This window comes from Pseudacidovorax sp. DMC4 (genome assembly GCF_056314265.1).
Map to the genome: position 1 here is coordinate 104,594 of NZ_JBQUYR010000010.1, position 17,303 is coordinate 121,896.

Consider the following 17,303-nt stretch of genomic DNA (forward strand, 5'->3'; position numbering starts at 1 on the left):
CCGCGGCACTTTTTTTTGTGCTCCTGTTGGCCCTGGGCACCTGGCAGGTCCAGCGCCTGGCGTGGAAGCGCGAGCTGATCGCACGGGTCGATGCCCGAGTGACGGCAACGCCGATCGACGCACCGGCGCGCGCCGCTTGGCCGTCCGTCACGGCCGACAGCGCGGAATACCAGCACGTGACGCTGCAGGGCCGCTTCCTGACGGACAAGGCGGCACTGGTGCAGGCCACCACCGATCTGGGCGCAGGCTTCTGGCTGCTGACGCCCCTCGCGCGGCCGGACGGCAGCTTCGTGTGGGTCAACCGCGGCTTCCTGCCCCCACAGGCGCGTGAGCCCTCGGCCCGCGGCCGGGCCGAGCCGACCGGCACCGTCAATGTGGTGGGCCTGCTGCGCATCACCGAGCCCAAGGGCGCCTTCCTGCGGCACAACGATCCCGGTGCCGATCGCTGGTATTCGCGCGACATCGCCGCCCTCACGGCGGCGCGCGGTTTGCCGGCCGGCGACACCGCCCCCTATTTCGTGGACGCCGCACGTGACCCGGCCCAGGCCGAGGGCACCTGGCCCGTGGGCGGCCTGACCGTCATCCGCTTTCCCAACAACCACCTGATGTACGCCATCACCTGGTACGGCATGGCCCTGCTGCTGGTGGTGGGCATGGCCTATGCCTGGCGCCGAGGCGCCCTGGAGCCGGACGACGACAATCCCGCGCGATGAGCGCCAGCCCTCCCGACTCCCCTGCCCTGCTTGCCGCGCGCGCCCAGGTGCGGGCCCAGGCCGCGCGCGGCCTCGACTCGGCCACCGGCCGCAAGAACCTGCACCAGCTGATCCAGTTGCGCTGGATCGCCGCCTTTGGCCAGATCGTGACCATCGAGGTCGCGCACTACGGCCTGCGGCTGCCCATTCCGCTGGAGCCCATGCTGGCCGTGCTGGCGGGCCTGCTGGCCTTCAACGTGCTGAGCCTGCTGCGCTGGCGCACCGGGCGCCGCGTCACCAACGGCGAGCTGTTCCTGGGCCTGATGGTGGACGTGGGCACGCTCACGGCGCAGCTGCACCTGAGCGGCGGCATCAGCAACCCTTTCGTCTACCTCTACCTCCTGCAGGTCACCCTGGGCGCCGTGCTGCTGCGGGCCTGGGCCGTGTGGACCATGGTGGCCGTGGCCATCGGCTGCGTCGCCGGCCTGGCGATCTTCAGCCGGCCGCTGCCGGTGGCGCTGGAGGCGCACCGTGGCCTGGCCAGCCCCTACCTGGCGGGCTTGCTGATCTGCTTCGCCCTCAACGCCGTACTGCTGGTGGTGTTCATCACCCGCATCGGCCAGAACCTGCGCGAGCGCGACGCCCGCCTAGCCGCCCTGCGCCAGCGCGCGGCCGAGGAGGAACACATCGTTCGCATGGGCCTGCTGGCCTCGGGCGCGGCGCATGAATTGGGTACCCCCCTGGCCACGCTGGCCGTGATCCTGGGCGACTGGCAGCACCTGCCGCACTTCAATTCCGACCCCGAACTGCTGCAGGACGTGACGGAGATGCAGACGCAGGTGCTGCGCTGCAAGTCCATCGTGAGCGGCATCCTTCTGTCGGCGGGCGAGACGCGTGGCGAGTCGTCGGCCATGACCACCGTCTGCCGCTTTGTCGACGACCTCGTCGCCGACTGGCGTTCCACGCGCTCGGGGACGGTGCTGCTCTACAGCAACCGTTTTGGGCACGATGTGCCCATGGTCTCGGACTCCTCCATCGCGCAGATGATCTGCAACGTGCTGGACAATGCCCGCGAGGCGTCACCCCAGCGCATCCACCTCCATGTGGGCCGCGAAGACGACACGCTGGTGCTGGAGGTCTTCGATGAAGGGCCCGGCTTTCGCGCCGACATGCTCACCCGGCTGGGCACCCCGTACCAGTCGACCAAGGGGCGTCCCGGCAGCGGCCTGGGCCTGTTTTTGGTGGTGAACGTGGCCCGGACCCTCGGTGGCCAGGTGGAAGCTGCCAACCGTGCCGAGGGCGGCGCACTGGTGCGCATCACGCTGCCGCTGGCAGCCGTCACGCTGGCCACCAAAGATACGACCGAATGACCGACCTGCTGCTGTCCGATGCCGACGCCGACGCCCGGCAACTGCTGATCGTCGAAGACGATGATGCGTTCGCACGCACGCTCGCACGGTCCTTCGAGCGGCGCGGCTACGAGGTGCTGCGCGCCGGCAGCCTCGAGGAGGTGAATGCATTGCTGGAGGCCGAGTCGCCCACGCATGCCGTGGTCGACCTCAAGCTGCAGGGCGAGGCGTCGGGCCTGGCCTGCGTCCAGGCGCTGCATGCGCATGATCCGGACATGCTGATCGTGGTACTCACCGGCTTTGCCAGCATCGCCACCGCGGTGGAAGCGATCAAGCTGGGTGCCTGCCACTACCTGGCCAAGCCCTCCAACACGGACGACATCGAGGAGGCCTTCGGCCGCGCCGAAGGCAGCACCGATGTCGAACTCACCCAGCGCGCCAGCTCGATCAAGACGCTGGAATGGGAGCGCATCCACGAAACGCTGGCCGAGACCGGCTTCAACATCTCCGAGACCGCGCGCCGCCTGGGCATGCACCGCCGCACCCTGGCGCGCAAGCTGGGCAAGCAGCAGGTCAAGTAGGCGCGTCGTCGAAGCGCCTCAGAGTCCGTCCGGTGCCCGGCCCAGCTCGGCCTGCAGCTGCGCCCGGCGCGCCGGGTCATCGACCGACCGGCACAGCGCATCGAAGAAGGCCTGGCGCGAGTCCGTCGTGGCCACCGCCTTGCGCACGACCACTTTTGCGATGGGACCCACCTGGCGGGCCAGCGCGCGGCTGGCGTAGTCGCTCAGCCCGGCCGATATGGCACTGGTCGCGCCTGCGGTGGTCGTGACTGCCGATGGCGCCGCAGCTGTGGCGGACGCGGACGACCCGGCGCGCGTCCCCGCCGAGGTGCCCCCGCCCATGCCAGCGCTCAGCAACGCCTCGAAGCGCTGACGCTCCCCCGGATCGCGAATGTGCTGGCTGACGCTCGCCTGCAGTTGCCGCAGGTCGGTGCTGGTGCGGGCTGCCTCGCGCACCAGCACGCGGGCGACGGGTCCCATGAACCGGGTCAGCGCGGCCTCCACGGCGGCCAGGCTGCCCGCGTCCCAGTTGGACGGCATGGCCGAGCCGGTCGGCCCCCGCGAGGTGCCGGGGGTGGCCGGCCTGCTGCGCAAGGGCATGGCGGCAATGACGGTCGCGTCCTCTGCCGTGGTGCCGCCCGCGACGGCACTGCGCTCGGCCAGCGCATCGCGGAACTCGGCCGCGCTGCCGAAGCGTGCCTGCGGTGTCTTGGCCAGGGCCCGGGCGATCACCGCATCCAGCGAGGGCGCGATGGTCAGACCCTCCAGCGTCGACAGCGGCACCGGTTCCTGATGCAGCACCTTGTACATCACTGCCTCGGGCGTGTCGGCGGCAAAGGGCGAGCGGCCGCTGAGCATGCGGTACAGCAGCACGCCGGCGGCAAACAGGTCGACGCGGTGGTCGATGGTCTCGCCGACGTACTGCTCGGGCGCCATGTAGCCGGGCGTGCCGATGGTGGACGCCGCCTGGGTGAGCGCGGCGCTCGCGATGCGGGCCACGCCGAAGTCCATCACCTTCAGCAGCCCGTCGGTGGTCACGATCAGGTTGGCGGGCTTGATGTCGCGGTGCCACACGCCGGCACGGTGCGCGCTGCCGAGCGCGTCCAGCAATTGCTGCATGAACCGGATCGCCATGCCCTCGGGCAGCGTGGGCGTGGCGCCGAGAATCTGCGCCAGGTCGCGGCCCTCGACGAACTCCATGGCGATGAAGGCGGTGGTGTCGTCCTCGCCGTATTCATAGATGGGCACGATGCCCGGGTGCGAAAGCCGGCCTGCGGCGCGCGCCTCGTTGCGGAAGCGGGCGGCCATGTCCTCGGCGATGCTGGAGTCCAGCAGTGCCTTGCGTACCGTCTTGATGGCGACCTGCCGGTCGATGAACGGGTCGTGGGCCTTGTAGACCACGCCCATGGCGCCCTCCCCCAGGACGCCCACGATGTCATATTTGCCGAGGCGGCGCGGATGCTGCATGACTCAGCCCCGACGCAGGCGCCGCCATCCGCCGCAGACGGACGCGTACAACGGCGAAAGCCAACCCACCGCCACTAGACGTCCAGCATCTTCATGGCCTGCACCAGGCTCGCCCGCATGCGGGCGAAGGATTCGGCCAGCGTGCCGATCTCGTCCCGGCTACGCACCGCGAACTCGGGCGCTTCCAATTCGCCCATGCTCACGCGGTCGGCCAGCGCCGACAGGCGGGTCACGGGCTGGATCACCAGCTTCCACAGCATCAGGTTGAGGGCGCCGCCGATGAGCAGGAACACCGCGGCCAGCGAGCCCATGACGACGGCAAAGGCCTGCGATGCGCGCTCGAAGGGCACCGACATCGGCACCGACACCACCTGCGCACCCAGCGTTTCGTCCAGCGTCCAGCCGAAGCCGTTGGCCGGTCCGTACTTCTCGATCATGGTGGCGGGCGCCGCTGCCGGCGTGCTGTGGCAGCTCAGGCAGGCCGGATTGCTGATGCGGATGGGCCGCGCCACGAAAAGCGCCCGGCCGGAGGCCGTCTCGCGTTGGCCGATGAACTCGGTCAGCTGCTTGTCCTTGGCGAAACGGGCGATGACGTCCTCTTCCCAGTCCTGCGCCCGGTCGCGCGGATTGGTGGGATTGAGCATGGCAGGCTTGTAGCCGTACTCGGGATGCATCTCCCGCAACGCGTTGACCATCTCGGTGGCCGAGTAGGCGGGCACCGACTGCGGCAGGAAGGTGTACTTCATCTGGTTCTGCAGCAGCGGCTGGACCTGCGTGGCCGTGTAGGTGCTGACGGCGGCCGCGCTCTCCATGATCAGGCGGGCCTGTTCCACCACTTCGTCATGGGCGCCGCGCTGGAGCAGGTCGCGCGCCAGGTAGGCCGACACGCCCAGCCCTACCGCGAACACAAGCAGGAAGACCAGGTTGAACTTGAGCAGCAGTTTCATGGGGATGGCTTCGGAAGGGCGGATCGCGACGAACCCGATCAATAGGCGGAGCGCGCTGGCTGGGGCGTGGTCACCGTCGGCGCCGAGTCGCGCGGCGCAGGACGCGCTGTCGGTGCAGCCCGGGCGCCGCTCGATTCAGGCTGCGGGCGCGGCTTGGTGTACTTCTCGGGAAACACGATCCGGTCCCACTCGGGATGCCGTTTGATGTTGGCGGCCAGCGCGGCGCGGAACTCCGGCTTCTTCGCCAGGCCGCGCCAGCGCTCGGCCAAGCGCGCGCGCAGCGCCGGCTCGGCCTGCAGCCAGCCGGCCACATCCTCGTAGCGCAAGTCGCCCACGCGTTCGGCATCGACCGTGCGGTCCTTGAACCGGGCGGCACGCAGAGGCAACGGGTCGAGGAAGCTGGGCGGTACCGCGCCGACGAAGGCGGCATTCGGCCGTGGCCGCTCGGTCCAGTCCGCGCTGTCGAACAGCCGGCCTGCCGCCAGGTCCACCGCGTCCTGATTGCGCTTGTCCCGCGCCTCGAGCCGGGCCTTGCCCGATTCGGCAAAGACCTGCGTGCGGGACGCTGCAGCCTGCACGACCTGACTGCCGCCCTCGCCTTTCAAGGCCACATCCGGCGTGAGCAGGCTGGCCACGCCGCGGGAGGACGGCGCCCGGCCCAGCTTGGCCCAGCCTTGCCGGAGATAGAACCGGGCTGCCGGCTCGCGGCCGCCGGGTCCGAGCCGCGCTTCGATCATGGCCTGGCTGGCCGGGCCCAGGTCGACCACCGGGCCGTCCGTGTATTCGATCCGCAGCAGGCGCGCGTTGGCCGCGGTTTCCACCAGGTCCCCGGGTTGCAGTGCCACGCCGGGCGCGAGCACGAACCGGCCGGTTTCCCGCAACAGATGGGCTTCGCCTTCGACCAGCGTCGCCATGGCCACTGGCCCCGCCGCCGGTGCAGGCGTGGCTGAAAGCACCAGAAGAACGGCCGCGGCAAACGCCCGGATCAGCTTCGGCACGGTGATCGACGTTCGGCGCAGCCCCATGAAGGGCGGGATGATGCCGGTCGTCATGCCGGCCGGCCATATGCAGGATGGCCTAAGCCGGGCCGGCCCCGAACCTGCGTGGCCACGCAGGCCCTCCTAGAATCGTGGGCTGTTTCGCCGAAAGCGCCTTATCCGACCACGACGGTTTTCACCGCCGCAGGGCGCGCCAGACGGGCTGCATAAGCTTATGCGCATAAGGCGCGAACCAGAAAATCGTTTGCATTCATAAGGACGGCCCCTAAAGTGCCGCCTTCGCGCGCGGTGCCCGTGCCGCGTGGCCGACTGCCTTCCACACACGATGTACCAATACACAGACTTCGACCGCCAGTTCGTGCGCCAGCGCGCCGCACAGTACCGCGACCAGCTCGAGCGCTGGCAGGCGGGCAGCCTCAGCGAGGACGAGTTCCGTCCGCTGCGCCTGCAGAACGGCTGGTACGTGCAACGCTACGCGCCCATGCTGCGCGTGGCCGTGCCCTACGGCGAACTCCACAGCCGGCAGGTGCGCGTGCTGGCCCGCATCGCCCGCGAATACGACGAGCCCGAGGCCGAGGTCTACCGGAAGGCCATCGAAACGCAGGCCCTCCTGGGCACGACCACCTTGCCCACCCACTACGCGCACTTCACCACGCGCCAGAACGTCCAGTACAACTGGATCCCGCTGGCGAAGAGCGCCGAGGTGATGGAACTGCTGGCCACCGTGGACATGCACGGCATCCAGACCAGCGGCAACTGCATCCGCAACATCACGACCGACGAACGCGCCGGGGTGGCGGTGGACGAGGTGGCCGACCCGCGGCCCTATGCCGAGATCATGCGGCAGTGGAGCACGCTGCATCCCGAATTCGCCTTCCTGCCGCGCAAGTTCAAGATCGCCATCACCGGCGCTGCCGAAGACCGCGCCGCCACCGGATGGCATGACGTGGGCCTCAAGCTGGTGAAGAACGAGGCCGGCGAAATCGGCTTCCAGGTGCGGGTGGGCGGCGGCATGGGCCGCACACCCATCGTGGGCACGGTGCTGCGCGAGTTCCTGCCCTGGAACCAGATCATGAATTACCTCGAGGCGGTGATCCGGGTCTACAACCGCTACGGCCGCCGCGACAACCTGTACAAGGCCCGCATCAAGATCCTGGTCAAGTCCGAGGGCCAGGCCTACATCGACGACGTGGAGGCCGAGTACCGCGACGTGATCGAGCGCGACGGCGCCCCTCACACCATCAGCCAGGCGGAGTTCGACCGCGTCGCAGCCTCCTTCGTGCCGCCCGCGCTGGCCACCCGCACGGGTCTGCCGGCCGAGCAGGCCGACGCCGCCCTGCGCCAGGCCGCCGACCGCGAGCCGATGTTTGCCCGCTGGCTGCAACGCAACGTGGCCGCGCACCAGAACCCGCAGCTGCGCGCCGTCACCCTCTCCTTCAAGCGCCGCGGCCAGGCGCCCGGTGATGCCTCGGCCGACCAGCTCGACACCGTGGCCGAACTGGCCGACCGCTTCTCGGCCGGCGAGCTGCGCGTGACGCACGACCAGAACGTGCTGCTGCCCTGGGTGCATGCCGAAGACCTGTTCGAACTCTGGCAGGCCGCTCGCGCCGCTGGCTTCGCCAGTGCCAACGTGCATCTGCTGACCGACATGATCGCCTGCCCCGGCGGCGACTTCTGCGCGCTGGCCAATGCGCGGTCCATCCCCATCGCCGAGGCCATCACCGAGCGCTACCAGGACCTGGACGAGCTCGACGACCTGGGCGAGATCGATCTGCACATCAGCGGCTGCATCAACAGCTGCGGCCACCACCACAGCGGCCACATCGGCATCCTCGGCGTCGACAAGGACGGCAAGGAGTGGTACCAGGTGACGCTGGCCGGCTCGGACGGCTCGGACCTGAGCGGCCCGGCCCAGGCCGGCAAGGTGGTCGGCCCCTCCTTCTCGGCGGCCGAAGTGCCGGGCGTGATCGAGGCCGTGCTCGGCACCTACCGCGACACCCGCAACGCGGGCGAAACCTTCATCGACACGCTGCGCCGCGTCGGCCACGAGCCCTTCAAGGCGGCGGCCAACGGCGCCCGCTTCAAGGTCGAGGAAGTCGCCTGAGTCACAGGGAGAACAGACGCATGAACAAGACCCTGAACATCCTCTCGGCCGGCCAGCACGAGGCCGAAGCCGCCACCGGCCGTGTGCTGCAGCTGCCCAACGATGCCGATCCCCGGGAAGCCGATCTGGGCGGTGTGACGCGCATCGAGCTGCACTTTCCCAAGTTCACCGACGGCCGGGCCTACAGCCAGGCCTTCCTGCTGCGCCGTCGCCTGGGTTTCACCGGCGACATCCGCGCCACCGGCGACGTGCTGATCGACCAGCTGGTGCAGATGCAGCGCACGGGCTTCACCAGCGCCGTGCTCAAGGAAGGCAAGGACGTGGCCGAGGCCCATCGCCAGTTCGAGCGCTTTGCCGACTTCTACCAGGGCGATGCGGTACAGCCCGCGCCGCATTTCGTGCGCGCCGAGGCCTGATCCTCCGAGCGGCGAAGCGCCCAACAGCCGACCACCGCCTGCGGGTGCTGGTCGGCTTTTTCTTGGCCGCGTCGGCCGACACAGGCGCCCAGCGAGCCGCGAGCGCCTTATCCGAAGCTCGCCGCTCATCGCGCGAGAAGCCGCATCAGCAGCGGTGAATATGCTTATCCGCATAAGGCGCGAACAAAAAGATCGTTTGGTTTCATAAGGGCTCTCCCTAAAGTTCGGTCCCAGGGCATTGCTGTCGTTGTCGGCGCCATGCCATTCGAAAGAGCCCGAGCCATGAACGCCATTCCTTCCCAAGTCCAGAACTCCACCGCCTTCGACCTGGCCGAGGTCAATGCCCGCCTGGGCCGCAATGCGCAGGGCCTGGTGGACTGGGCCATCGGCCTGCACCGCCCGGCCATCGTCACCACCAACTTCCGTCCCTTCGAGGCCGTGATCCTGCACATGGTGACGCGCGCCCAGCCCGACGTGCCGGTGGTGTGGATGGACAACGGCTACAACACCGAGGCCACCTACCGTTTCGCCGACGAGGTGACCCGCCAGCTCGAGCTGAACCTGAAGATCTACCTGCCGCTGCGCTCGCGCGCGCACCGCGAGGCCGTCGAAGGCCCCACGCCGGCGCTGGACGACCCGCGCCATGCGGCCTTCACCGAAGAGGTCAAGCTGGAGCCCTTCACCCGCGCCCTGCGCGAGACGGCACCCCAGGTCTGGTTCACCGCGCTGCGCGCCACCGACACCGCCGTGCGCGCGCAGATGGAGCCCGTCAGCGTGAATCCCGACGGCCTGATCAAGGTGGCGCCGCTGCTGCACTGGTCGTCCAAGGACCTGCACGACTACTGCGTGCAGCACGGCCTGCCCAACAACTTCGACTACGTGGACCCGACCAAGGGCGAAGACAACCGCGAGTGCGGCCTGCACATCGCGCACTGATCCAACCCGTCCACCCTCCGAATCCCCTTTGCCCCGCACACCCATGAACGCCCGCACCGAAGCCGACCTGCTGCTGCCCGATGCCCTGGCTGCCTCCGCCACGGCCCGCCTGTCCAACGCCCACCTCGACGCGCTGGAGGAAGAAGCCATCTTCATCCTGCGCGAGGTGGCCGCGGCCTTCGAGCGGCCGGCGCTGCTGTTCTCGGGCGGCAAGGATTCGCTGGTGCTGCTCAAGTGCGCCGAGAAGGCCTTCGGCGCCGGCCGCCTGCCCTATCCGCTACTGATGATCGACACCGGGCACAACTTCCCCGAAGTCACGGACTTCCGCGACGAGCGCGCCAAGGAGCTGGGCGCCGAGCTGATCGTGCGCAGCGTCGAGGATTCGATGGCCCGCGGCACGGTGCGCCTGGCCCATCCCGGCGAGTCGCGCAACGTGCACCAGTCGGTCACGCTGCTGGAGGCCATCGAGGAGTTCCGCTTCGACGCGCTGATCGGCGGCGCCCGCCGCGATGAAGAGAAGGCCCGTGCGAAGGAACGCATCTTTTCGCACCGCGACGCCTTCGGCCAATGGCAGCCCAAGGACCAGCGCCCCGAACTGTGGACGCTGTTCAACACGCGCCTGGCGCCGGGCGAGCATTTCCGCGTCTTCCCCATCAGCAACTGGACCGAGCTGGACGTGTGGCAGTACATCGAGCGCGAGCAGATCGCGCTGCCCTCGCTCTACTACACGCACAAGCGCCAGATCGTCGAGCGCCGCGGCCTGCTGGTGCCCGTGACCGAGCTGACCCCCGCCCGCGATGGCGAAACGGTCGAGCTGCGGGACGTGCGCTTCCGCACTGTGGGCGACATCACCTGCACCTGCCCCGTGGCCAGCCTGGCCGCCGGCCCGGCCGACGTGGTGATCGAAACGCTGTCCGCCGAGGTCAGCGAGCGCGGCGCCACCCGCATGGACGACAAGACCTCCGACGCTTCCATGGAGAAGCGCAAGAAGGACGGGTACTTCTAACCCACCCCCGTTGCTTGCTCACTTCGTGTAACCGCCTCCCCCCTCAAGGGGGAACACCCTGCGGCCTGGCAAAGCCAGTTCCGCGGGTGTTCCCGACCTGAACCGCGCCGCCCGCTTGAACCTCTTAATGACTGTCATGACTTCCACAGACGCTCTTCACACCGACAGCGCCGACACCGGCACCGCCCTGCGCTTCATCACCTGCGGCTCGGTGGACGACGGCAAGAGCACCCTCATCGGACGCCTGCTGGTGGACAGCCGCGCCGTGCTGGCCGACCAGCTGGCCGGCGTTCAGCGCGGCGGCGAGACCGACCTGGCGCTCCTGACCGATGGCCTCTCGGCCGAGCGCGAGCAGGGCATCACCATCGACGTCGCCTACCGCTATTTCTCCACCGCCAAGCGCAAGTTCATCATCGGCGACGCGCCGGGGCATGAGCAGTACACCCGCAACATGGTGACGGCGGCCTCCAGCGCCGATGCCGCGGTGGTGCTGGTCGATGCCACCAAGCTGCCCTGGGCGGCCGAGGTGGGCGACGGCGAGGTGGTGGTGCGCGAGCTCCTGCCGCAGACCCGCCGCCACATGCTGCTGACCCACCTGCTGCGCGTGCAGTCCATCGTCGTCGCCATCAACAAGCTGGACGCGATCGACGATGCGGCGCTGGCCTTCGAGCGCATCTCGGGCGCGCTGAACGACTTCGCGGCCGCCGCCGGCGTGCGCGTGGAAGCCATCGTGCCGATCTCCGCCCTCAAGGGTTGGAACGTGACCGAGCCGCACCGCGAAGGCGCCGCCGGCTGGGCCGGCTATGAAGGGCCGAGCCTGCTCGAACTGCTGGAAGCGCTGCCCGTGACGGCTGCCGAGACGCAGCAGCCCTTCACCTTCCCGGTGCAGTGGGTGGAGAAGTTCTCGTCGTCGGCCGACACCAGCCAGGGCCGCCGCATCTTCTGGGGCCGCGTCGGCGGCGGCCAGGTGGTGCCCGGCCAGCGCGTGACCGTGCTGCCCAGCGGCCAGACCGCCACCGTGGCCCGCGTGCTCGACCATGTGCGCCGGGAGCACGGCGTGGCCGCCGGCCACAGCGCCGGCATCGTGCTGGACCGCGAGGTCGACGTCTCCCGCGGCGACTGGCTGCTGGAACCCGGCGCCTTCGAGCCGACGCGCGAGATCACTGCCACGGTTGCCTGGCTGGACGACGAGCCGCTGGTGCCCGGCCGCGTCTACTGGGCGCTGCAGGGCCACCGCTGGGTCAAGGCCAAGGTGCAGAAGATCGTGGACCGGCTCAACATCGCCACGCTGGGCGCCGAGGCCGCCACGCAACTGGACGCCAATGCCATCGGCCAGGTCGTGTTGGCCCTGCAGCAGCCACTGGCCGTGCAGCCCTTTACCGCCTCGCGCACGCTGGGATCGCTGGTCCTGGTCGACACGGCCTCGCACCGCACTTGCGCAGCCGTTCTGGTGCGCTGAGCGGCCATGCCCGGCCCTCGCACCGGGCACGCCGAGCACCTTCAAATCCTTTCTGGCGCCGTTGCCAGTGCTGCCCATGTCCGCGAAGGCATGGGCCGCCCTTTACAATCTCGGGTTTTTCCCGACTCCTTCACCAGCCATCCAGCCATGACCCACGTCGTTTCCGAGAACTGCATCCGCTGTAAGTACACCGATTGCGTCGACGTGTGTCCCGTGGACTGCTTCCGCGAGGGGCCGAACATGCTGGTGATCGACCCGGACGAGTGCATCGACTGCGCGGTGTGCATTCCCGAATGCCCGGCCAATGCCATCTACGCCGAGGAAGACCTGCCGGCTGACCAGCTCGCCTTCATCAAGCTCAATGCCGAGCTGGCCCGGGCCGACGGCTGGAAGAGCATCACCAAGCGCAAGGCCGCGCTGCCCGATGCCGACGAGTGGAAAGACAAGCCCAACAAGCTGGCCGAACTGGTCAAGTAAGCCGATCCGATTGAGCGCGTGACCGGCCAGGCCCCTTCCCCGCACCTGGACACCGGCGCCCTCATCATCGGCGCCGGCCCGGCGGGCCTGTTCCAGGCCTTCCAGCTGGGCCTGCTCGAAATTCCCTGCCGCATCGTCGACGCCCTGCCCCATGCGGGCGGCCAGTGTGTCGAGCTCTACGGCCACAAACCCATCTACGACATTCCCGGCACGCCCGTCACTACGGGGGCTGGGCTTGCCGAGTCATTGCTGGTGCAGATCGCGCCGTTCGACGTGCCGATGTACCTCGGCGAGCAGGTGGCGACGCTACAGCGCGAGCAACCGGGCAATGCGGATTCCCATTGGCTGGCCACCACCTCGGCCGGCACCGTCTTCCGCGCGCAGGCCGTCGTGATCGCGGCGGGTGTCGGTGCCTTCGTGCCCAAGAGGCTGGGCGTCGAAGGCGCCGAAGCCCATGAGGGCCACCGCCTCTTCTACCACCCGTCGGACCTGTCACGCTTCGCCGGCCAGTCGGTGGTCGTGCATGGCGGTGAGGAAGCGGCCGTGGAGGCGGCGCTGGGCCTCGTTGGCGTGGCACGCGAGGTGACCCTGCTGCACCGCCGCGACGTCTTCCGCGCCGATGAGGCGCTGCTCGCCGCCTTGCGCGAGCGCATCGACGCGGCCGACATCCACATCGCCATCGGTCAGCCCAGCGCCTTCGACGGCAGCGTGCTGACCATCGACACGCCGGAAGGCACATCCCGCGCCCTGACGCTCGATGCGCTGGTCGTCTGCCAGGGCATCTCGCCCCGCCTCGGCCCCATCGCCGACTGGGGGCTGGAACTGGAACGCAAGCAGATTCCCGTCGACACCCAGCGCTTCCAGACCCGCGAAGCCGGCCTCTACGCCGTCGGCGACATCAACACCTACCCGGGCAAGCGCAAGCTGATCGTGAGCGCCTTCCACGAGGCCACCCTGGCCGCCTGGGCCGTGGCCGAGCGGGTGTTCGACGGCAAGGTGCCGCCGCTGCAATACACCACCACCAGCACCCGCCTGCGCGAGCTGCTGGGTGCGGCGCCTGAGCGTTGACCGGCGGCAAGCCGGGCCGCCCTCCCACTCTTACAATCCGCGACTCGCTAGGGGTGCCGGGCTTCGCTGGAAGCCGGGCTGAGAAGACACCCTTTGAACCTGTTCGGCCGGCCCGACGCATCGTCCAAGGTGCAAAGGCCAGCCGGAGCCGCGGAGCGCCTCAGGCGCTTCAGGCCTGAGGTAATCCTCGCGCAGGGAAGCAGCTCCGGTGGCCCGCATGGGCCTGCGCCGGGCCAGAAGGGGCCGGTGCCGTCGGCAGTGCTTCTTGTGCCCGACCGCTCTGGAGCAACGACGCATGGCCTTGAACGACGCATCCACCCCGCCCGCCAACGAGGCGCTGACCCCACTGCCCGACGCCCGCCGCGCCTTCCGCTGGCACGACCACCTGTCGCTGTGGTTCAGCCTGGGCGTCGGCCTGCTGGTGATGCAGGTGGGCGCCTTCCTGGTGCCGGCGGTGGGCACGCGCGATGCCGTGGTTGCCATCGTGGTCGGGTCGCTGATCGGCGCCGGGCTGCTGGCGTGGACGGCGCGACTGGGCTGCCAGACCGGCCTGGCCAGCGCGGGCCTGATGCATTCTGCCTACGGTAGCGTGTTCGCTCGGCTGCCCGTGGTGCTCAACATCGTCCAGCTGGTCGGCTGGACCACCTTCGAGCTGGTGATCATGCGCGAGGGCACCCAGGCCATCGCCAAGCAGGCCTTCGGCCTGTCGCTGGATTCCGTGGGCGGTGCGCTCGCTGCCACGCTGTTGTGGGGCGCCGTACTGCTGGCGCTGCTGTCGGGCTCGATGGTGACGCTTGTGCGCCGTTTCGTCAGCCGCTTCGGCCTGCCGCTGGTGGTGCTGTCGCTGATCTGGCTGACCTGGCAGTTCGCCGGCAAGCTGCAGGCACAGGGCTTCGAGGCCTTCTGGCAGCGCCAGGGCGACGGCAGCATGGGCCTGTTCAGCGCCATGGACCTGGTGATCGCCATGCCCGTCTCCTGGCTGCCGCTGGTGGCCGACTATGCGCGCCATGGCCAGCGCGCCCAGCCGGGCAAGCCGGGCGGCGCCTTCACCGGCACCTGGATCGGCTATGCGGTGGCCAACCTCTGGTGCTACGCGCTGGGCGTGATGGTGGCCAGCACGGCGGCGCCCGGTACCACGCTCGTGATGGCACTGCTGCTGGCCCAGGGTGGCCTGGTGGCGCTGGGCCTGATCCTCATCGACGAGCTGGACAACGCCTATGGCGACGTGTACTCAGGCTCGGTGTCCATGCACAGTCTGCGCCCGCGCTGGAGCGTGCGCCGCTGGGGTCTGCTGATCGCGCTGGTCTGCGTGGCTCTGGCGCTGGTGCTGCCCATGCACGCGCTGGAGCCCTTCCTGCTCATGCTCAGTTCTGTGTTCGTGCCGCTGTACGGCGTGATCCTGGGCCGGCTGGGCGGTGGCGGCGTGCCCTTGCCGGCCGGCCGCAACGTGGACCTGAGCGCCGCCGCACTGTGGATCGCCGGCATCGCCGTCTACCACGGCTGCGCGGCCTGGGCGCCGCAGTGGGGCTCGGCCCTGCCGGCGCTGCTGCTGACCTTCGTGCTGGCCCGGCTGACGCGGCCTACAGCGGCAGGCGCACCGTCGGCTGCGGTGCGAACCCATGGTTGAGCGGGCCGTGGCCTTCGCCCACCTTGACGGTCACCCCGGCCTGCATGGCACCACGCACATAGTCGCGGGCCTGGGCCACGGCCTCGGGCAGCGGCTTGCCCAGCGCCAGGCCGCAGGCGATGGCCGAGGACAGCGTGCAGCCCGTGCCATGCAGGTTGCGGCTCTGGATCCGCGGTGCGGCGTAGCGGTGGCGCTCGCCGCCGGCCATGGCCAGCAGGTCGACGACCTCGTCGCCGGGCAGGTGTCCGCCCTTGAGCAGAACGCCCTGGGCGCCCTGCGCCAGCAGTTCGGCCGCGGCGCCATCCAGCGCATCGGCGTCCGCAATCGCATGGCCCACCAACAGCGCCGTCTCGTCCAGGTTGGGCGTGATCAGCACCGCACGCGGGAAGAGTTCGGCCACCAGCCGCTCCACCGTCTCGGCGGCGATCAGCCGGTCGCCGCTGGTGGCGACCATCACCGGATCGAGCACCACGTTGGGCAGGCGGTAATGGTCAATGGCCCAGGCGACGACCTCGACCACCTCGGGCGCATGCAGCATGCCCAGCTTGACGGCATCGACGCCGATGTCCTCGATCACGGCCTGCAGCTGGGCCTTGAGGAAGGCGGGCGGCACGGCATGGATGCCGCTCACGCCGCGGGTGTTCTGGGCAGTGAGGGCCGTGATGGCGCTCATGCCGTAGCAGCCCAGTGCGGCGAAGGTCTTGAGATCGGCCTGGATGCCGGCGCCACCGCCGCTGTCGGAGCCGGCGATGGTGAGCACGCGCGCATAGCGCTGGGTGGGAAGGGTCATGGGGCGGAAATTATGCGTGCAGCAGTGAAGGGGGCCGTTCGATGACGGACACCACGATGGACTTCGACAAGGCCTGGGTACTGGGCGGCGGCCTGATGGGCCGGCTGATGGCACTCAGCCTCGCCCGCACCGGTTGCGCGGTGGAAATGCACGAGGCCCAGGGCCCTGATGCCCAGGGCGCCGCCGCCCGCGTGGCCGCGGCCATGCTCGCGCCATTGGCCGAATCGGCCGTGGCGCCGCTGTCGGTGGTGCGCATGGGCGAATATGCCCTCGGACGGTGGCCGCAGCTGCTGGCCGAGCTGCCGGCGCCGGTGTTCTTCCAGCAGGCCGGCACACTGGTCGTCTGGCACCGGCAGGACGCCGCCGACGCCAGCCGCCTGGGCCGCACCCTGGTCCACAACCAGGCGCAGCAGCCCTCGCTGGCGGCGCCGCAGTCGCTGGACGCCACAGCCCTTGCCGAGGCCGAACCTGCCCTGGCCGGCCGCTTCATGCAGGGCCTGCTGCTGCCGGGCGAAGGCCAGCTCGACAACCGCCAGCTGCTTGCCGCGCTGCAGCAGGCGCTTGAGGCGCATCCCCGGGTCACCCTGCACTGGCACAGCGCCCGCAGCCCGCAGGACCTGTCCCCCGGCCCGCGCGAGCGCGTCATCGACTGCCGCGGCCTGGGCGCGCATGCCCAGTGGCCGGCCGTGCGCGGCGTGCGCGGCGAAGTGGCCCGCATCCATGCGCCCGAGGTCACGCTGCAGCGGCCCACGCGCCTGGTGCATCCGCGCTACCCCATCTACATCGCGCCCAAGCAGGACCACCTGTTCGTGATCGGCGCGACCGAGATCGAATCGGACGACATGTCTCCGCCCAGCGTGCGCTCGGTGCTGGAGCTGCTGTCGGCCGCCTACACCGTGCACAGCGGCTTTGCCGAGGCGCGCATCGTCGAGATCGCCGCCCAGTGCCGCCCCACGCTGCCCGACAACCTGCCCGCGCTGCGCTGGCTCGGCGACCGGGTGCTGCAGATCAACGGGCTCTACCGCCACGGCTTCATGATCGCGCCGGCCATGCTCGACGCCGCCATGCAGAGCCTGCAGCATCGCGAATCGCCCCTGGCCGAGCGCCTGCAGATCGGCATCGAACACCTTCCCGCCCGATGATGAACATCCTGCTCAACGGCGAGCCGCGCGAGCTGCCTTCCGGCGCCACGCTGGCCGACGCCATCGCCCTGCTCGACCCCGCCCCGCCCTTCGCGGCGGCCGTCAACCGCGACTTCGTGCCCCGCTCGGCCTATGCCGGCCGCGCCCTGCAGCCGGGCGACGAGGTCGAGGTGATCCGCCCCGTCACCGGGGGTTGAGATGCTGACCACGCCTGCGCCCTGCCCCCTCTCCCCAACCCTCTCCCGCGAGGGGAGAGGGAGGAATG

General features: G+C 69.7%; 17 protein-coding genes. 13 read left to right on the top strand and 4 right to left on the bottom strand.

Annotation, left to right across the window (positions count from 1 at the left end; genetic code table 11):
• Positions 1 to 17 precede the first annotated feature (17 nt).
• The 3 genes from ACT54X_RS19230 to ACT54X_RS19240 are packed head-to-tail and all read left to right on the top strand — an operon-like array spanning position 18 to position 2,622.
• Positions 18 to 713 carry an SURF1 family protein gene (locus ACT54X_RS19230; protein ID WP_476347917.1) on the top strand — a complete coding sequence of 232 codons (696 nt, stop codon included), beginning with the start codon at positions 18 to 20 and terminating at the stop codon, positions 711 to 713.
• Positions 710 to 2,062, top strand: a complete 1,353-nt coding sequence (locus tag ACT54X_RS19235) for an ATP-binding protein (RefSeq protein WP_476347919.1) — start codon at positions 710 to 712, stop codon at positions 2,060 to 2,062. The genes ACT54X_RS19230 and ACT54X_RS19235 overlap by 4 nt, the downstream gene beginning before the upstream one ends.
• Positions 2,059 to 2,622, top strand: a complete 564-nt coding sequence (locus ACT54X_RS19240; protein WP_476347921.1) for a response regulator transcription factor — start codon at positions 2,059 to 2,061, stop codon at positions 2,620 to 2,622. Before ACT54X_RS19235 ends, ACT54X_RS19240 begins: the two co-directional genes overlap by 4 nt.
• An 18-nt stretch (positions 2,623 to 2,640) precedes the next feature.
• Here ACT54X_RS19240 and ACT54X_RS19245 read toward each other — a convergent pair whose 3' ends face one another.
• The 3 genes from ACT54X_RS19245 to ACT54X_RS19255 form a co-directional block, all read right to left on the bottom strand.
• Positions 2,641 to 4,068: a serine/threonine-protein kinase gene (locus tag ACT54X_RS19245; RefSeq protein WP_476347923.1), complete on the bottom strand. Its 1,428-nt coding sequence runs from the start codon at positions 4,066 to 4,068 to the stop codon at positions 2,641 to 2,643.
• Positions 4,069 to 4,142: 74 nt separating this feature from the next.
• On the bottom strand, positions 4,143 to 5,015 hold the full coding sequence (locus ACT54X_RS19250; RefSeq protein WP_476347925.1) for a c-type heme family protein: 873 nt from the start codon (positions 5,013 to 5,015) through the stop codon (positions 4,143 to 4,145).
• Between the two features lie 38 nt (positions 5,016 to 5,053).
• Positions 5,054 to 6,067, bottom strand: a complete 1,014-nt coding sequence (locus tag ACT54X_RS19255) for a FecR family protein (RefSeq protein ID WP_476347927.1) — start codon at positions 6,065 to 6,067, stop codon at positions 5,054 to 5,056.
• 271 nt (positions 6,068 to 6,338) lie between these two features.
• Between ACT54X_RS19255 and ACT54X_RS19260 the strand changes: the two genes are divergently transcribed.
• The 8 genes from ACT54X_RS19260 to ACT54X_RS19295 all read left to right on the top strand — a co-directional run bounded on the left by ACT54X_RS19260 (position 6,339) and on the right by ACT54X_RS19295 (position 15,106).
• Positions 6,339 to 8,117, top strand: a complete 1,779-nt coding sequence (locus tag ACT54X_RS19260; protein ID WP_476347929.1) for a nitrite/sulfite reductase — start codon at positions 6,339 to 6,341, stop codon at positions 8,115 to 8,117.
• Positions 8,118 to 8,137: 20 nt separating this feature from the next.
• Positions 8,138 to 8,533 (top strand): DUF934 domain-containing protein, encoded by a 396-nt coding sequence (locus tag ACT54X_RS19265; RefSeq protein ID WP_476347931.1) that lies wholly within the window; start codon positions 8,138 to 8,140, stop codon positions 8,531 to 8,533.
• Positions 8,534 to 8,815: 282 nt separating this feature from the next.
• A complete protein-coding gene (locus ACT54X_RS19270) occupies positions 8,816 to 9,469 on the top strand; it encodes a phosphoadenosine phosphosulfate reductase domain-containing protein (protein WP_476347933.1) in 654 nt (217 codons plus the stop codon).
• Positions 9,470 to 9,512: 43 nt separating this feature from the next.
• Complete coding sequence (gene cysD / locus ACT54X_RS19275) at positions 9,513 to 10,475, top strand: sulfate adenylyltransferase subunit CysD (protein ID WP_476347935.1); 963 nt, start codon at positions 9,513 to 9,515, stop codon at positions 10,473 to 10,475.
• A gap of 136 nt (positions 10,476 to 10,611) precedes the next feature.
• Positions 10,612 to 11,934, top strand: coding sequence for a sulfate adenylyltransferase subunit 1 (locus ACT54X_RS19280; RefSeq protein WP_476347937.1), 1,323 nt, complete (start codon positions 10,612 to 10,614; stop codon positions 11,932 to 11,934).
• A 147-nt stretch (positions 11,935 to 12,081) separates the two neighbouring features.
• Entirely contained in the window at positions 12,082 to 12,411 is a 330-nt protein-coding gene (gene fdxA / locus ACT54X_RS19285) for a ferredoxin FdxA (RefSeq protein WP_043118085.1), read from the top strand.
• Positions 12,412 to 12,429: 18 nt separating this feature from the next.
• Complete coding sequence (locus ACT54X_RS19290) at positions 12,430 to 13,479, top strand: NAD(P)/FAD-dependent oxidoreductase (protein ID WP_476347939.1); 1,050 nt, start codon at positions 12,430 to 12,432, stop codon at positions 13,477 to 13,479.
• A 295-nt stretch (positions 13,480 to 13,774) separates the two neighbouring features.
• On the top strand, positions 13,775 to 15,106 hold the full coding sequence (locus tag ACT54X_RS19295) for a purine-cytosine permease family protein (protein ID WP_354321310.1): 1,332 nt from the start codon (positions 13,775 to 13,777) through the stop codon (positions 15,104 to 15,106).
• On the opposite strand, the gene thiD is transcribed toward ACT54X_RS19295, so the two are convergent.
• Positions 15,060 to 15,896, bottom strand: a complete 837-nt coding sequence (gene thiD, locus ACT54X_RS19300) for a bifunctional hydroxymethylpyrimidine kinase/phosphomethylpyrimidine kinase (RefSeq protein WP_294365743.1) — start codon at positions 15,894 to 15,896, stop codon at positions 15,060 to 15,062. The genes ACT54X_RS19295 and thiD overlap by 47 nt on opposite strands.
• A 41-nt stretch (positions 15,897 to 15,937) precedes the next feature.
• Here thiD and ACT54X_RS19305 point away from each other — a divergent pair, with 41 nt between their 5' ends.
• Positions 15,938 to 17,038, top strand: a complete 1,101-nt coding sequence (locus ACT54X_RS19305; RefSeq protein ID WP_476347941.1) for an FAD-dependent oxidoreductase — start codon at positions 15,938 to 15,940, stop codon at positions 17,036 to 17,038.
• Positions 17,035 to 17,235: a sulfur carrier protein ThiS gene (thiS, locus tag ACT54X_RS19310; RefSeq protein ID WP_476347943.1), complete on the top strand. Its 201-nt coding sequence runs from the start codon at positions 17,035 to 17,037 to the stop codon at positions 17,233 to 17,235. The genes ACT54X_RS19305 and thiS overlap by 4 nt, the downstream gene beginning before the upstream one ends.
• Positions 17,236 to 17,303: the final 68 nt, after the last annotated feature.

Bases quoted from the DNA above. Each gene is read 5' to 3' on its own strand.
- ACT54X_RS19235 (WP_476347919.1), top strand. From the start codon at position 710: ATGAGCGCCAGCCCTCCCGACTCCCCTGCCCTGCTTGCCGCGCGCGCC.
- ACT54X_RS19240 (WP_476347921.1), top strand. From the start codon at position 2,059: ATGACCGACCTGCTGCTGTCCGATGCCGACGCCGACGCCCGGCAACTG.
- ACT54X_RS19245 (WP_476347923.1), bottom strand. From the start codon at position 4,068: ATGCAGCATCCGCGCCGCCTCGGCAAATATGACATCGTGGGCGTCCTG.
- ACT54X_RS19250 (WP_476347925.1), bottom strand. From the start codon at position 5,015: ATGAAACTGCTGCTCAAGTTCAACCTGGTCTTCCTGCTTGTGTTCGCG.
- ACT54X_RS19255 (WP_476347927.1), bottom strand. From the start codon at position 6,067: ATGACGACCGGCATCATCCCGCCCTTCATGGGGCTGCGCCGAACGTCG.
- ACT54X_RS19260 (WP_476347929.1), top strand. From the start codon at position 6,339: ATGTACCAATACACAGACTTCGACCGCCAGTTCGTGCGCCAGCGCGCC.
- ACT54X_RS19265 (WP_476347931.1), top strand. From the start codon at position 8,138: ATGAACAAGACCCTGAACATCCTCTCGGCCGGCCAGCACGAGGCCGAA.
- ACT54X_RS19270 (WP_476347933.1), top strand. From the start codon at position 8,816: ATGAACGCCATTCCTTCCCAAGTCCAGAACTCCACCGCCTTCGACCTG.
- cysD (WP_476347935.1), top strand. From the start codon at position 9,513: ATGAACGCCCGCACCGAAGCCGACCTGCTGCTGCCCGATGCCCTGGCT.
- ACT54X_RS19280 (WP_476347937.1), top strand. From the start codon at position 10,612: ATGACTTCCACAGACGCTCTTCACACCGACAGCGCCGACACCGGCACC.
- fdxA (WP_043118085.1), top strand. From the start codon at position 12,082: ATGACCCACGTCGTTTCCGAGAACTGCATCCGCTGTAAGTACACCGAT.
- ACT54X_RS19295 (WP_354321310.1), top strand. From the start codon at position 13,775: ATGGCCTTGAACGACGCATCCACCCCGCCCGCCAACGAGGCGCTGACC.
- thiD (WP_294365743.1), bottom strand. From the start codon at position 15,896: ATGACCCTTCCCACCCAGCGCTATGCGCGCGTGCTCACCATCGCCGGC.
- ACT54X_RS19305 (WP_476347941.1), top strand. From the start codon at position 15,938: ATGACGGACACCACGATGGACTTCGACAAGGCCTGGGTACTGGGCGGC.
- thiS (WP_476347943.1), top strand. From the start codon at position 17,035: ATGATGAACATCCTGCTCAACGGCGAGCCGCGCGAGCTGCCTTCCGGC.